General features: G+C 42.8%; 10 protein-coding genes. 2 read left to right on the top strand and 8 right to left on the bottom strand.

Translation table 11 applies throughout. From position 1 onward, the window contains the following. The first annotated feature begins 19 nt into the window (after positions 1-19). Positions 20-376, top strand: a complete 357-nt coding sequence (locus J2W55_RS18480) for a GIY-YIG nuclease family protein (RefSeq protein ID WP_310099038.1) — start codon at positions 20-22, stop codon at positions 374-376. On the opposite strand, the gene msrB is transcribed toward J2W55_RS18480, so the two are convergent. The 4 genes from msrB to J2W55_RS18460 all read right to left on the bottom strand — a co-directional run bounded on the left by msrB (position 366) and on the right by J2W55_RS18460 (position 7426). Beyond that, a complete protein-coding gene (msrB, locus tag J2W55_RS18475) occupies positions 366-842 on the bottom strand; it encodes a peptide-methionine (R)-S-oxide reductase MsrB (RefSeq protein WP_310099035.1) in 477 nt (158 codons plus the stop codon). The genes J2W55_RS18480 and msrB overlap by 11 nt on opposite strands. A 153-nt stretch (positions 843-995) precedes the next feature. Next, positions 996-1601, bottom strand: coding sequence for a fasciclin domain-containing protein (locus tag J2W55_RS18470; RefSeq protein WP_310099032.1), 606 nt, complete (start codon positions 1599-1601; stop codon positions 996-998). 110 nt (positions 1602-1711) lie between these two features. Continuing rightward, positions 1712-4927 carry a DPP IV N-terminal domain-containing protein gene (locus tag J2W55_RS18465; RefSeq protein ID WP_310099029.1) on the bottom strand — a complete coding sequence of 1072 codons (3216 nt, stop codon included), beginning with the start codon at positions 4925-4927 and terminating at the stop codon, positions 1712-1714. Between the two features lie 171 nt (positions 4928-5098). Continuing rightward, positions 5099-7426, bottom strand: a complete 2328-nt coding sequence (locus J2W55_RS18460) for a penicillin-binding protein 1A (RefSeq protein ID WP_310099026.1) — start codon at positions 7424-7426, stop codon at positions 5099-5101. Positions 7427-7699: 273 nt separating this feature from the next. Between J2W55_RS18460 and J2W55_RS18455 the strand changes: the two genes are divergently transcribed. Further along, entirely contained in the window at positions 7700-8578 is an 879-nt protein-coding gene (locus J2W55_RS18455; protein ID WP_310099023.1) for a polyphosphate kinase 2 family protein, read from the top strand. Positions 8579-8669: 91 nt separating this feature from the next. Here the strand turns inward: J2W55_RS18455 and J2W55_RS18450 are convergent, their stop codons facing one another. The 4 genes from J2W55_RS18450 to J2W55_RS18435 form a co-directional block, all read right to left on the bottom strand. Beyond that, a complete protein-coding gene (locus J2W55_RS18450) occupies positions 8670-9035 on the bottom strand; it encodes a magnetosome magnetite crystal formation protein family (protein ID WP_310099020.1) in 366 nt (121 codons plus the stop codon). Between the two features lie 74 nt (positions 9036-9109). Then, complete coding sequence (locus tag J2W55_RS18445) at positions 9110-11731, bottom strand: GH92 family glycosyl hydrolase (protein ID WP_310099017.1); 2622 nt, start codon at positions 11729-11731, stop codon at positions 9110-9112. Positions 11732-11832: 101 nt separating this feature from the next. Continuing rightward, positions 11833-14973, bottom strand: a complete 3141-nt coding sequence (locus J2W55_RS18440) for an efflux RND transporter permease subunit (protein ID WP_310099014.1) — start codon at positions 14971-14973, stop codon at positions 11833-11835. Positions 14974-15065: 92 nt separating this feature from the next. Then, positions 15066-16169 carry an efflux RND transporter periplasmic adaptor subunit gene (locus J2W55_RS18435; RefSeq protein ID WP_310099011.1) on the bottom strand — a complete coding sequence of 368 codons (1104 nt, stop codon included), beginning with the start codon at positions 16167-16169 and terminating at the stop codon, positions 15066-15068. Positions 16170-16173: the final 4 nt, after the last annotated feature.

The raw sequence follows: 16173 nt of genomic DNA, 5'->3' as shown, positions 1-16173 counted from the left end.
CCAAATTTTTTATCATAAAATGAAACGTTTTGTATATATCATCACCGACAGAAACAGGAAGAATTTACACGTTGGCTTATGCTCAGACCTTGTAAAAACGCTGCAGTTTTACAGCGATATGCCTACTTTGTTTTTTGACAGCGCGCAACAGCTTAACCGTTTGGTTTATTTTGAGGAGATCAATACCGAAGAGCAGGCCATGGAGCGCTTTAAGGTGGTGAGCACTTATACCCGCCCGCAAAAAGAAAAAATGATCAGACCTGTTAATCCTGACTGGATAGATCTGACCATTGGCCTTAAGTTTGAAAATGGTTTACGTGTAAGGCCGCAGTTGCGCCCATCAGTAAACGTAAACAGAAGAGCAGTTACTTTTTAATGAATTTTAACGCGCCTGAGTTCATGCAGTATCTTTTGCCGCCGCGGTCAGCAGGGCCATCGTCAAAAACATGTCCCAGGTGCAGGCCTGTACTTTTTTCAATAACTTCGTCGCGGCTCATACCGTAACTGTTGTCATGTACTATCGCTATTTTTTTTGAGTCGACAGCTTTAACAAAGCTTGGCCAGCCGGTGCCGCTGTCAAATTTATCATCAGAGCTAAATAGCACATCGCCTGTGGCCGCACTTACGTACATACCTTTTTCATGGTTGTTCCAATATTCATTTTTGTATGGCGGCTCGGTACCGCTTTCAACCATAATGTGGTATTGATTTGGCGTTAATATTTTTTTCCATTCGGCAGCTGGTTTGCTCATTTTCCTTTTGCTGTCCTGGCCGTTGCTATTCTGACAGCCAAACGCGGTTAAAATACATAATAGCACTGCTGCTAAAATTGATCTTTTCATTTTTAATTATTTAGTTAACCATAAATATATTCATGAGGCATTGCCGCATGTTTACTTTGAATGTTAGTCGTAAACTGTGGCCAATCCTTACAATTATAATATACTTAAATACGTAGTACTGGTTTTAACGGATTGTCATTGCACTGTACTTTATTATATGGCTTTGGATTTTGGAATGGCAACCTTGTTTATCACATGCAGCAAACCATTGCTTTGCTCAATATCAAACCGGCTGATGATAACTTGACCGCCGGTTTCGTCTTCCAGTACAATATTACGGTTGCTATCAATTTTTGCAGTAAGCACGCCACCACCTAAAGTAGTAAAAGTAGCAGCTCCCTTTTTTTGGTTTATTTTTTTCTGGATGTCTTTGGCGCTTAATTTACCTGCTACGGCATGATAAGTAATGATATGTGTAAGTTTCCACACATGCGATGGTTTTGAGAGCGAATCAAGCTCACCAACGGGCAGTTTGTCAAAGGCAGAGTTAACCGGCGCAAATATGGTAATTGGGCCTTTACTTTCAAACGTTTCTGTAAGGTTTGCCAGCTTAATAAAGTTAGATAGCACAGAGAAATCTTTAGAAAGTGCAATGTTTTTAACGATGTTATTTGTTGGCTGCATGCCATCGCCAGCAGTAGTTTTAAGCGGGCCAATTGCGGGGGTATTGCCAGCTATGTTGGCGGCTGTATCGGCAGTTTGTGCAAAAACCGCGATGCTTATCATAAAGGCAGAGCTCAATAGCAATATTCTTTTCATGGTGTGCAGGTCATTATATATGGCTTACAATTAACTAACTACTTTTTAGCAATTTAGGTTTTAAATAAAAAAAGCGGTACCAGACCGCTTAATTTTTTATCGTTTAATAACTACCAACCCGGTGTAAATCCTAAGCCAAATAAAGGCTTGGTAACGTCACTGCGATTAAATGGAACTGCAAGGTATGGCTCAAGTACAAAAGCGCCAAAAACATTTACCCTTAATGATATACCCGCGCTTAAGGCGGGCACCCTGCCATATATGGGTTGGGTAACAGGCTGTCCGTTAATAATGGTTGGAGTGCCGTCGTCATTAAGTACCGGGGCCTGGCCTATTACAGGTGGGTTTTTCTGAAAATAAATATGATCGCCTGCGTTCCAGGCTAAGCCTGCATCAAAAAATAAGTTCAAATCTGTAAACAAGAATTTTGATTTGATCTGTGCCAGTTTTTCGGGGCCGGTAAATGGTAGCCTTACTTCAAAATTAAACACCGCTATGCGGCTGCCCGATAGCTGGTCGATATTGAAACCATTGGTTGTGGATTTGTTGTTGTTATAAAACGACTGCCCCTCATAACCACGAATATAAAAGGGATAGCCAACATATAGGGGGTAAAGCCCGCTGGCATCGCCGCCAAGGCGGCCGTAACCATAAAGTCGGGCGGCGAAGGTTACCGGTTCAACCCGTACATACTTTCTTAAATCAATAGTAGGTGCAAAAAAGCGGTACGTGCCAAAATTGTATTCGGCCTCCAAACGGTACCTGAAACCATTGAGCGGTGCGGTTACCCCAAAAAAGGAGTTATCGCCAACAAGGGCCGTTGAAACCTGGAAAAGGGAATAAGACCTTAAACTGGTGCCGATGAGGTCGCCTTCTTCCTTGTTTGATACCCTTTTTCTGTCAGATGTTAAATAGGTTGTGCTGATGCTTTTGCTGTTATCAGCATTTACAACGGTGTCAAGCGCATAGTAATCGCTGTAACGGTCAACGCGGTAAGAGTTGTAGGATGCTCCAGCGCCAACTTCAAAACGTGTGGTTTTAGAGATAGGATAGGAGGTGAACACCCTGGCCGCGTCTTCAAAATTCCGGATAATGTCAATATTGTCTGAAAATACCGTTTCATTTTTACCACCTACATTTTTTACCGGGAATGTACTGGTTTGCAAACCAAACTGGTAAGGGATGTGCGATACACCAAAGCCGAGGTTCCAGCGGCCGGTTTGATTTACGTAGGTTATAGCGGCACCTGAATCATATATCTGCCCGTTAACAGAGGCAGCGGCAAATATTTGGTTACGACCCAGTATATCGCTGAAAACGCCCTGTATGCCGCTTGACAGGCTTGTGCCGTAAAAGCTGCTTACACCAACGCCAATGCCGCTGCCTGCAAGGTAATCAAGTTTAAACTTAGGCTTAAAAGGAATGCTGATAACTGAATCGGTTGGTATTTTTTTGTAAGCAAGGTAATTGTTCAGATTAGAGTTGATCAGGTCGACACCGGCCGCACGGGGGGGGGGTAACATGGCGGCGCTGAAGTTTACGTCTGTTGGTTGTAAAACCACAGGTTTAAATTCTGATGACTTAGCGTTATACAATGAATATTTTTGAGCTCTGTAATAAGAGTAAACCACATCATCATTGTTAGAGATACTTAAAGCCGGAGAATATTCAGTTATGCCGCAAATACCGGTAAACAGATCGGTCATTTGCTCAATTTTGCCGCTGCTGATAGTGTAGCGGTACAAGTTGCGGAACCCATCGCGGTTTGACAGGAAGTAGATCTGTGTGCCATCGGCCGAATATTGCGGATTAAGGTTATTGGCCCCGTTGAATATTTTTATATCAGTTATCTTCCCGGTAGCCAGATCAAGTTCGGCCAGATTAAAGGGAATGTCCTGCTCTAACGATTGATCATACGTTGTCCTGTCGCTCGAAAAAATGATCTTTTTACCGTCCCTTGAATAACTTGGCTGGTAATCAGAATATTTATCATTGGTGAGCTGTGTTACTTTTTTAGTATCGAAATTATAGGAGTAAAGATCGCCCTGGCCTTCAGATAATCCCTGGAAAACAACATCTTTTCCCGTAGGCGACCATGACAGGTTACTAAACTGTTCTGCCTTCTCCATCGAAATATCATCAAGCGTGCGGCCGCTGGCTACGTCAACTACGATCATCCTGTTACGGCCTTTGCTGAACACGCTAAAGGCAAACCGCTTACCATCAGGCGACCACGCGCCTGCCGATTCAATGAAGTTAAATTCGTCGATATGTGTGTTTGAAACCTTACTCGTGAGCTTTCGCAATATCCGTCCGGTATGCGCGTCGGCGAGGTAAAGGTCAATGGAGAACAAGCTTTTGGCCGATAAAAACGCAACATAATTACCATCGGGACTTACGGCCGGCGCCACCACCAGGTCGCCGCCGGTTTTACTGTCCACAAGTTTCAAGCCTACCGGTTTTTGAACCGTATCTTTTAAATAAGGCTTATAGGTGTTTTCTATCGAGTTTTTCCATAGGCGCGACAAGGTTTTATCGTCATACCCAAAAGTGCGCCTGATGCCATATTCCAGGCCGTAACGAGCCGTGTTTTTGAAGAAAGGGACAACTACCGTATCGCCATAGGTAGATCCTAAGAACGACCAGAAGGCCTCGCCGTAACGGTAAGGGAAATATTTATTGCTTTCGGTAAGGTCGCGCACGGATGGGATATCATGATTCAGGTAAGCATCGCGCATCCACATGGCGGTGTACGAGTCCTTTTTACCTAAAGACAGATACTCGGCCATACCTTCTATCATCCACAAAGGAATGTTATTTATATTTTCAAAACTTTCACCTTCGTTACCCAGCAGGGCCCTGTATTGAAAGGCATGTACCAGCTCGTGACCAATAACATGCCTTGTGGTTTGGTTAGTTTCCATAACGGGCATTACCACCCGGTTTTTTAATCCTTCGGTGACGCCGCCTGTTCCTACGCCAATTTCGCCGTCAATGGCAGTGGTTTGCTGAAAATCGGGGTGATTGGCATATAAAATGATAGGGTTAGCCGTTTTAAAAGTATCCCTGAAAATTTGCTGATGCAGGGTGTACCACAATTCGCTTTCCTGGGCAAACCGCTTCACCATACTATCATTTTTTAAGTAATAGTAAATTTCAAAATGCGGGGTTTTATAAACATTAAATTTTAGGTTTTTATAACGTACCTTATTTTGGCCAAAGTACTGCGCACTGGCTCCGGTGCTTATTAACAGCGAACCGATAAGGCATATCAATACTACGGTGAGCTTTTTGGCTTTGCCTGATAAGGAGTAGTGTTTATTCATAGCTTAACTAATAGATATGGCTAATTTAATGAAATGCCGGGGATTTCGGATTTTGGTTGTGTAATTTCGGAATTTTTAAAAAAATAAAATCTGAAGATGCCAAATCCAAAATAATCTATCCAAAATCAAAATAAATCCTAACTCACACATCCGAAATCCCTGAAATCGCTCTTACTGTCCCGGCGGAGTATTTTCAGGGTTTTCGGGTGTTGTTGTTACTGGTGCAGGTAATACGCCGGTTGTATCAACAGGCGTGCTTGTGCTATCAGTTGATGTGGTATCGACAACTATTCTGGGCGATGGGCAATTGTATTCCTTGGTTATTTTAACCCAGGGCTTAGGGAATGCTCCGTAAGTATAGCCCGATTTAGGATCGGCATAAACTTTTTCCATAAAACTGCCAAAAATAGGTAACGCCGTATGTGACCCCTCACCGGTTTCTGATGTGGTAAAATGCACACTGCGGTCATCAGCACCTACCCAGATACCGGTTACCAGGTTTTTGGTTATGCCCATATACCAGCCGTCAACATAGTCGGACGAGGTGCCTGTTTTACCGCCTATCTGATTGTCTTTTTTCCACAGGCCGGGGTATTCCCACAAAGCCTGCGAGGTACCGCCGGGCTCTTCCATGCCCCCGCGGAACATATATAACATCAGCCAGGCAGTTTCCTCGCTTATTACCCTTTCTGATTTTGACTTAAACTCCTCCAATACATTGCCCTGCTGATCGGTTATTTTGGTAACCAGTATCGGGTCTAACTTTTCGCCTTTATTTAAAAAGGTGCTGTATGCCCTTACCATTTCATAAACCGAAACATCATTTGATCCCAAAGATACCGAAGGCACTGATTTTAACGGGCTTTCTATGCCGCATTTATGAGCATATTCAACAATTTTATCCCAGCCTACTTTTTCTGTCAATTGCGCGGTTATGGAGTTAACTGATTTTCCCATCGCCCAGCGTAAAGACATTTCGCGGTACGAGAAGTTAAAATCGGCATTGTTAGGCTGCCAAACCTCATCTTTGCCATTATCCTTGTATTTAATGGTTACGGGTTTATCAGTAAATTTATCGCAAGGCGTATAGCCATTGTCCAACGCGGTTAAATAGGCAAATGGTTTAAAGGTTGAGCCAGCCTGCCTGCGTGCCTGGTTTACGTGATCGTAGTTAAAAAAGCGATGATCGATACCACCTATCCAAACTTTTATTTTACCTGTTGACGGCTCCAGGGTCATCATGCCGGTATTTAAAATACGGGCGTAGTACCTTATAGAGTCTATAGTTGAAAATGTAGTATCCTGCTCACCTTTCCAGGTAAAAACGGTCATCCGCTTTTTCGTTTTAAAATATTGCTGTATCTGGGTAGTATCTCCTTTATATTTTTTATCAAGCAGCTTGTATATTGGCAGCCTTTGCTCATTTTTCAAAAGGAAATCCTTAATCTCTACGCCCTTCGAATCGCGCCAGGGGTTTTTATTACCCCAAAGGTTATTGAAGCGCTTTTGCAGCATCTTCATTTTTTCTGCTACAGCTTCTTCGGCATACCGTTGCAGGCGCGAGTCAATGGTAGTATATATTTTAAGGCCATCTTCGTACAGGTTATAGTCATTTTCCTTGCACCATTTATCCAGCCATTTTTCAACGGCGCGACGTATGTAGGAGTCGCCATGCGAATCCTCTTCCACGTAGCTCAGGTCAAGCTTGAGAGGTGACCGGGCACTGGTATCGTACCCTGTTTTTGTAAGATAATTATATTTCTGCATCTGACCCAAAACCGTATTGCGGCGTTCAAGTGCCCGCTCAGGGTTTTTAATGGGATTATAGCTCGATGTGGCTTTGAGCATCCCTATAAGTAAGGCAGCCTCCGCCGGACTAACCTTATCTGGTGTTTTATTAAAATACTTTAATGAGGCGGTTTTTATACCAAACGAATTATTACCAAATGGTACCGTATTAAAATATAGGGTGAGTATTTGCTGCTTGTTGTAAACATGCTCAATTTTAAAGGCGGTTAACCATTCTTTGCACTTATAAACTATGGTTCGGATAACCGGTATGCGCTTAATAATACCCTGGGATTTTCTTTTACGTGTTTCGAACAGGTTTTTTGCGAGCTGTTGAGTTATGGTGCTGCCGCCCCGGCGTTCGCCTTTTGCGGTGGATAGCATGCTGGTAAAAAAAGAATAAAAATCAACCCCGTGATGCTTATAAAAACGAACATCTTCGGTAGCAACCAGCGCGTTTATAAGATTGGGAGAGATATTTTTTAGCTCCACAGGTGAGCGGTTTTCTTTATAATACTGGCCTATAAGCTTCCCGTCGGCAGTGTAAACCTCTGAGCCAACTGACATGATGGGGTTTTTAATATCCTGCATATCAGGCGAGTAGCCAGAGAGCCACAAAAAGTTAAGTTCAATAGAACAGAAAAAGATAATAACGAAGTAAATAAATATGGCGAAATATCTCAGAAATCGGTTTCGTATACGTCTGAACATTGGGTAAAGATGTAAAATTATGGCACTAAATCATAGTCCCAAACAAATATTAATATATGCAGTTTACATAAAGCGCAGATAAGTTGGTCATTTGTCAGTTGTAAAGCGTAAATCGGAATTTTTTATTACTTTAAACTCACTTTAAAGCCTGATATTGACCGGTTTAAATACTGGATACAAACAATATCCGGCTTTTGATTAAACAGCATTATTATCAACGCAATTTTAACATCTAAATTTTAAGTTAACAAAGTGTAAAGCAATTTTTTTATTATGAGTGATTTGACCAGCAAATTCAGGGTAAAAAACGGAAAAAAATTTTCGCTTAAAGATTTTGATCCCGGTTACGCCAACAGCTTTAAAAAAGGAGATACCAAGGATGTTTTGGCGGGCTTAATTGAAGAAACCTTTGATTTGCAAACCGAACTTTACGCGGCCAACAAATACGCTTTGCTTATTATTTTCCAGGCTATGGACGCTGCCGGCAAGGATAGTGCCATTGCCCATACGTTTTCAGGTTTAAACCCGCAGGCCTGCCAGGTATATAGTTTTAAACAACCCAGTACCGAAGATTATGAACATGATTTTTTGTGGAGGCATTATAAGGCACTTCCTGAGCGCGGCCGTATTGGTATTCATAATCGTTCGCACTATGAAAATGTATTGGTAACAAAGGTGCACCCGGAGCTAATATTAAACGAGAACTTGCCGGGTATTGATGATGTTAAAGATATTGATGGCCGGTTTTGGGCCAGGCGCTACGAAAGTATACGTGGATTTGAAAATCACCTTACCGATAATGGAACGGTCATAATCAAGTTTTTTTTGAATGTTTCAAAGCACGAGCAAAAAAAACGTTTTTTGAAGCGGATAGATGACCCTAAGAAGAACTGGAAATTTTCGGCGAGTGATATTGAAGAACGTAAACACTGGAACGATTATATGGACGCCTATGAAAAAGCCATCCAGGAAACGGCGTCTGATAATTGTCCGTGGTATGTGATCCCAGCTGATAGAAAATGGTTCACGAGGATAGCCATTTCATCAGTTATCCTGCAAACCCTTAAAGATCTGAAACTAAAATACCCGGTTTTACCAAAAGAAGAAAAAGAAAAGCTGGATGAATCAAAAAAACTGCTGGAAAGGGAATAAGCCCGCCAATACCGCAGGGAACGATACAGCTGGGATTTGATTTACGAAGTTTTAAAAACTTCGTAAATCTTTAAATAAATTGTAATTACGATCAGATACTCGAAAATACCGATTGTGCTTTATCGCCAATAAAAGGAATTGGTTTTTTCTCCCCGTTAATGGCACCAATTAAGCCGATGATCCAGATAACGAATAAGCCAACCTTGATTATCCAAAAAATGGAATAGCCAAAGGAGAAACCACCCGAAAAAACCATCGCCGCGAAAATTGCCGCTGCCGCGTAATAAATAATTATTGAGGCGATGTGATATAACAATGTTTGCCTTAGCTGATAGCTCGCCAGTTCGGTTTTATTATCCTTGTACATAGCGAAATAGGCGATAAGCCAGCCAACAATGGTAAAGTAACTTACAATACCGGCTGTTTTGCCGTCGTCTTTAGGTGGAAACTCGTTCATGGTGATAGGTTAATTAATGTGTGTTGATTAATTAAAGCTAATATTTTTATAATCAAATACTTAATTTTTTTTGCTTAATTATTTGAATTGGTTTTTACAAAAACGGCCTCATCAACAAAACTGCTTTTCCCATTAATAACCGCTATTGCCTTAACAGTTGTATTTGCCGAAATACTTAAAGGTTGAGTGTAAAGCGTTGAACTTGCAGATGGGGTTGTACCATCAAGCGTATAATATATTTTAGCATCGGTGTCGGCACTTTTTATCTGGATGCTGACGGGTTGTTTAAAGGTTTTAGCCGGCGCTATGATATAAGGATTGGCCACAATGGGATCATCGGTTATTTGAGATAGCGGTTTTTCAAGATCCTGCAGGAACAGCTTGTTTGAAAGCCGGCCGGTAAAGACCTCAAATTCACCTCCGTCTGCAATATCACTATTGTTAAGATAAAGTTTGTTGTAGGCTTTTTTTGCCAGGTTCATGCCCTGTAAATAAATATTACTGCGGGTTATGCTGGCGCCGGAATTGATAATGGTAAATTTTTTGCCATTTTCCAGGTATATAACCGCTTTATCAAATTGTGGTATGCCTACCTGGAACTGGTTTTGCCCGGGAGCAATGTTGTAAATGCCCAAAGAACTCATCACATACCAGGCCGACATTTGCCCACAGTCCTCATTACCTGCCAGGCCATCCGGCTTTTCACTATACTCCTGGCGCAGTATCCGGTCAATATAAAGTTGGGTCTTGTCAGGCGAGTCGGTGAAATTAAACAGGTAAGCCATGTGATGGCTCGGTTCGTTGCCATGGGCATACTGGCCAATTAAACCGGCAACATCAGGCACCGCGTTGCCGCTTAGTTTTGATTCGGTAGTAAACAGTTCGTCCAGTTTGGCTTCAAATGCCTGTTTACCACCCATCCGGGTTATTAAACCCTCTACATCCTGCGGCACCAGGAATGAGTATTGCCATGCGTTGCCCTCGGTATAGTTGTGGTTTATCTCCGTTGGTTCAAATGGGGTGTACCAGCCGCCGTTAACGCGGGCCTGCATAAAACCATTCTGATCGTTAAACACGTTTTTCCAGTATTGGGCACGCTGTATGTATTCGGTATAATCCTGCGGCTTGTTGAGCATCTTGGCCATCTGGGCTATACACCAATCGTCATACGCATATTCCAGCGTTTTTGAAACAGACTGATGTTCGGTATCAGCCAGCACAGCGCCATTTTTACGATAGTTGTCCAAACCAAACTGGTTTCGGTTTACGGCGGCTTTCATGGCAGTAAATGCTTCAGCAGCATCAAAATCGCGGATGCCTTTAGCATAAGCGTCTACAATAACCGGGATAGCGTGGTTGCCAATCATGCAATAGGTTTCGGTACTTGCCAACGGCCATATAGGCAGCAAACCGCCCTGTTCATACATCGCCAAAAAGGTTTTAATAAAATCGAGCGTTCGTTTTCTATCTATCAGGGTAAGCAATGGGTTTTCGGCCCTGAAGGTATCCCATAAAGAAAACACGGTATAATAATTAAAGCCTTGCGCGGTATGTATTTTCTGATCCATTCCACGATACTGTCCGTCAACATCGTTATAAACATTGGGCGCAAGCATGGTATGATACAAAGCCGTATAAAATATGGTTTGTTTAATTTTAGCATAATCAAGTATAGCAGTTTTTTTTCCATTTGGAGCGCTGCCATAGGGACCGGCATTTGTTCGCAGGTCTGTTTGAGCGGCTTGTGTAGCCTGCGCCACAGAAGGGGCGCCTCCTTCAACCTGTATCTTGTTCAATTCGGCGTTCCATGCAGCCTTTGCGGCTTTTTGTATTTTTTTAAAATCAAAATCAGGTACTTCTGCGTCCAGATTCTTTAAGGCGCCATCAGCGCTTACCGCCGATATGCCTACTTTTGCTATCACCTCGCCGGGATTATCAAATTGCAGGTACATTTTTATGTTTTTACCTGCTGCCTTGCTTTGTCCCTGCAGTACCTGGTCGTTACCAGCTATGCCATATGTTTTAAAAGGCTTTGAAAATTTAGCATAAAAATATACCTGCTGGTCAGTTGCCCATGATTTTGATTTGCGAAAGCCACGCACTTCATGATCATTCACTACTTCTATCCAGGAATCAAGCACCTCATCACGGTGTTGCAGGTCAATAATGATATTTGCTTTTGATGTGCCGCCAGGGTAATCATAGCGGTGTACGCCCACTCTTGTCGTGGCGGTAAGCTCCACATCAATGTTATACTTATCTAAACGGGTTTTGTAATAACCCGGCGAAGCTTGTTCATTTTTCTTTTTAAATGCTGACCGGTATTCGGTGTTTTTAAATTGAGGGTCGCCGGTAGTAGGCATAAACAATATGTCGCAATAATCAGGCACACCGGTGCCGCTTAAATGAGTGTGCGAAAAACCGTAAACAAGGCTGTCTGTATAATGATAGCCCGAGGAGCCGTCCCAGCCTTCAAGGCGGGTATCAGGACTAAGCTGCACCATACCAAAAGGCATAACCGCGCCGGGGTAGGTGTGTCCATGCCCGCCAGTGCCTATAAAGGGATCAACCAGCTGGGCATAATCTTTTATTTTTTTCTTTTCAGCCTTTGGCGTTTTTTGGGCCGATGCAGCTAACGTTATCGATAATAAAGCGAATGTTAAAACGCTGCGATGTATTGATCTTATTGCGGGCATGTGAGTAAATGCTGTTTATTATATCACGCAAATTAAAGCTTTAATATTACATAAATAAAAAACGCCCCGGCAAATACCGGGGCGTTTTTTATTTATGCAGATCAGGCATTTCGTACAACACCCATCTTTTTCAATAGTTTCCTGTTTTCGCGCCGGTGAATAAGCCGGTGAACTATGGCATAAATAATAGGAAGTATCAATAAAGTAAGTATGGTTGATGTAACTAAACCGCCAATTACCACTATGGCTAACGGCTTTTGAGTTTCGGAGCCAATGCCGGTTGATATGGCTGCAGGCATTAGGCCAATGGCGGCCATAAGGGCGGTCATTACAACAGGCCGTACCCTTGAAATTACACCATCTAATATGGCCTGGTTAAGTGGCATATGTTCTTCAATGTTCTTTTTGAAAACCGAAATAAGGATAACACCATTTTGAATACACACACCAAATAAAGCAATAAAGCCAATACCAGCAGATATACTGAAGTTTGTACCGGTGATGTGTAAAGCCAGTATACCTCCAATGAGCGCAAATGGCACATTCAGTATTACCAATGTGGCATCTTTGGCATTGCCAAAGGTTACAAAAAGTATCAGGAAAATAACCAGCAAACAAATAGGCACCACGTGCGCGAGTGTATTTGAGGCCCTTATCTGGTTTTCAAATTCGCCCGCCCAAACAAAAGAATAGCCCTGACCAAGCTTTACCTGGTGATTAACCTTTCTTTGAGCCTCGGCAATGGTACTGCCTAAATCGCGGCCACGCACCGAGAATTTTACCGCTATATAACGGGTATTGTTATCGCGATATATAAAAGCGGGGCCAGTAATGGTTTTAATGGTTGCTATTTCCTTTATGGCGATCTTTGCACCGTTAAGTGTAGGCACCAATAGGTTCTCGATCTTCTCCTGGTTGTCCCTGAATTGTTTTTGATAACGGATCCTGACGTCAAACCTGCGCTCGCCTTCATAAAGCTCAGTAGCGGCTTTACCTCCAATGGCCATTTCAATTACCGAGTTAGCATCGGCTGTTGAAACCCCATATAATGCCATTTTACGCTGATCAAGTTCTATCCTGAACTCCGGCTGACCAAGATTACGCAATACTCCGAGATCATCAACTCCCTTTACCGTTTTAAGGATATTCATTACCTTATTTGCCTTTTCATCAAGTGTTTGAAAATCGGGCCCGAATATTTTTACGGCTAATGCGGCATTTACGCCAGCAACGGCTTCTTCCACATTATCACGAATGGGTTGAGAGTAATTGAAGACAGCGCCGGGGATTTTGCTCAGCTGTTTATCCATCTGGTCTATCAACGCATCTTCGGATAAACCACTCGGCCATTCTTTTTTATTTTTCAGGTCAACCTGTATCTGCACATTAAAAAATCCTTTTGGATCAGTACCGTCATTGGTACGGCCTACCTGAGCCAGGGTTTGTTTCACCTCTGGGAATTTGGCCAGTATCTGCATCATTTTCTGGTTGATGCTCTCCGCTTCAGATAGGGAAACACTCATGGGCAGTTCGGCTTCTACCCAAAGGGCGCCTTCATTCAGGTCGGGCAGGAACTCAGACCCCAGGAATTTTGCCGAAAAGAAGGTGAGCGCCATGAATGATATCGCTACAATTAAACTTAATTTAGGGTTTTTATAAGTGTAATTAAACATGCGGCGAATGCCGTTCTCAAAAAATAAAACTACCGGGTTATGCTTTTCCTTAACGTTTTTGCGGAGCAGGATACTTGATAAGGCTGGTACCAGTGTTAAGGTAAATATAAGCGCGCCCAACAAAGCAAAACCCAGGGTATAAGCCAGCGGACTAAACATTTTACCCTCTACCTTTTGAAACGCGAATATTGGGATGAGACAAGTGATGATGATGAGCTTAGAGAAGAAGATAGCTTTCCCCATTTCGGCACCTACATTTTTAAATAAGCCAAGTTTAGCCAGGCCGTTAAATTTTTGCATGCCTACCTCTTTGGCCTTATGGTCAAGCGCTACAAATATGCCCTCAACCATTACCACGGCACCGTCTATAATAATACCGAAGTCAACAGCACCCATGGAGAGCAGGTTGGCGCTCATTCCCTTTATACGCATGCATATGAAGGCAAATAGCAAGGATAGCGGAATAATGATAACCACTGTTAGGGTGGTACGCCAGTCGGCCATGAACAGGAACACGATCACAGTAACCAGGATAATACCTTCGCACAGATTGTGGATTACCGTTTCGGTACAAAAATCCATCAGGTTGGTGCGATCGTAAAATGTGTCTATCTTAACATCCTTTGGCAAAACGTTTTCATTCAGGTCCTTAACCTTATCGCGTATGCGGGTTAAAACTTCGGCGGGATTTTCGCCTTTACGCATCACTATAATACCCTCTAAAACATCCTGCTGTTTATCACGGCTTACCTGGCCCAAACGCGGCAAACCGCTTTCTTTGATCTCGGCAATATCTTTAGCCAGTATGGGAACGTTATTTACATTTTTAATGATGATGTTCTGTATCTCCTCAATGTTATTGATAATACCTATGCCGCGTACAACGTAAGCCTGGTCGTTCTTTTCAATTACATCGCCACCAACGTTGATATTACTGCGGTTTATGGCATTGTAAACATCAAGCGAGGTGAGTCCGTATTTTTGCAGCAAGGAAGGGTTTACGCTTACCTCATATGTTTTTTCTTCGCCGCCAAAGCTGTTTACATCAGCAACGCCCGGCACTGATTTAAACTGGCGGTCAAGCACCCAATCCTGAATAGCCGTTAATTCATGGATAGATTTGGTGTGGCTTTTAAGTGTATAACGGTATATTTCGCCGGTAGGGCCGTATGGTGGCTCTACTTCGGGTTTTACGCCATCAGGCAGGTCGGCATTGCCAAGGCGGCTTAGTACCTGCTGGCGGGCAAAGGCATCGTCAACGTCGTCGTCAAATATGATACGTACATACGATAGGCCGAACGCCGAAGTAGTACGCAGGTTAGCCTTTTTTTGTACCGAGTTTAAAACCGTCTCCATAGGGATGGTGATCATTTTTTCAACCTCTTCGGCGCTGCGCCCCGGCCATTGGGCAATAATTATGATCTGGGTATTGGTTACATCAGGGAATGTTTCAATTGGTGTGTTGGTGTAACTCCACACACCGATCACAACAAGCACCAGTGTCATAAAAAACACAAAATAGCGGTGCCTGAGCGAGAAATAGATTATATTTTTAATGAATTTATTCATTGTAATTTGAGTAAAGAGTTATTAGTACAGAGTATGGGGTGAGTATGGTTTATGGATTTAATTAAATTCATAAACCATACTCGCAACTGCTACTAATTTTCCCCGGTAAGCGAATCATATAATAACAGCTGATTTTTGGAGATCACCCTGTCGCCGGCTTTAAGGCCCGATGATATATAGGTTGTATCGGCCACGGTTTTGATGATACCCACTTCTCTCAATTTTAAATCGCACTTGTCGTTATACACGATCACATAGTTCTTGCTGTTATCAAATACTACCGCCTTTGCCGGAACCGATACAGATTGTGCTTTATCGCTATTGGTAATTACCACATTGGTAAACATTTCGGGTTTTAGCATCATATTGGTATTGGGCAATACGATTTTTATTTTCATTACCTTGTTATCAGGATCTAAAACCGAACTGACAGCATCTACCTTTCCTGTAAAAACCTTATCGGGGTAGGCTACGGTAGTTACCTTTGCTGTATAACCCGTTTTAACCTTGCTGATGTCTGATTCAAATACGTTTGCCCATATCCAAACATCTTTCATGTTTGAAATGGTGAACATGCTGTTGTTGTTATCCGGGCGGATAAAACTGCCTGCGGTGATATTTTTTTCAACAATATAACCACTCTCCGGTGCTTTGATGACCAGTGAGCCGCCGGCATTGGTATTACCGCCGCCGTTAATGGCTATCTGTTGTTGTATTTTGGTGTTTGCGGCTGCAGCTTTATTGTAGTTTTCTTTAGCCTCGGTATAATCGCGTTCGCTTGATATGCCGTTTTTGTATAAGTATTCGGCTTGTTCCAGCTGACGTTTGGCTATGGCCAGATCTGATCTGGTTGCGGTAAGGTCGGTGTAGTTGCCAGCAACATCTGCGCTGCGCACAATGGCCAGCGTTTGACCTTTAGTAACCTTATCGCCCAGGGAAACCTTGACATCCAGCACCTGCCCACCGGCAAATGGGAATACCTTAACCACGTTATTATCGTCATATGAAACCTCGCCCGAAAGGCTCAGTTCATCTTTCATGGTTGTGGTTTTGGCCGTGTCAATGGTTATCATGTGTGCCATGGAATCGCTCACACAAACCTGTTTGTTTTCTGCTACGGGTTGCGGCTTGCCTTTGCAGGCGGCAAGCAATAGTAAAGCGGAGATGCCGGATAACAGCGTTTCTCTTTTCATCATTATT

Source organism: Mucilaginibacter pocheonensis, from assembly GCF_031456535.1.
GTDB lineage: Bacteria > Bacteroidota > Bacteroidia > Sphingobacteriales > Sphingobacteriaceae > Mucilaginibacter > Mucilaginibacter pocheonensis.
The sequence above is the reverse complement of the archived record's forward strand: the minus strand, read 5'-3'. Positions and strand labels throughout refer to the sequence as shown.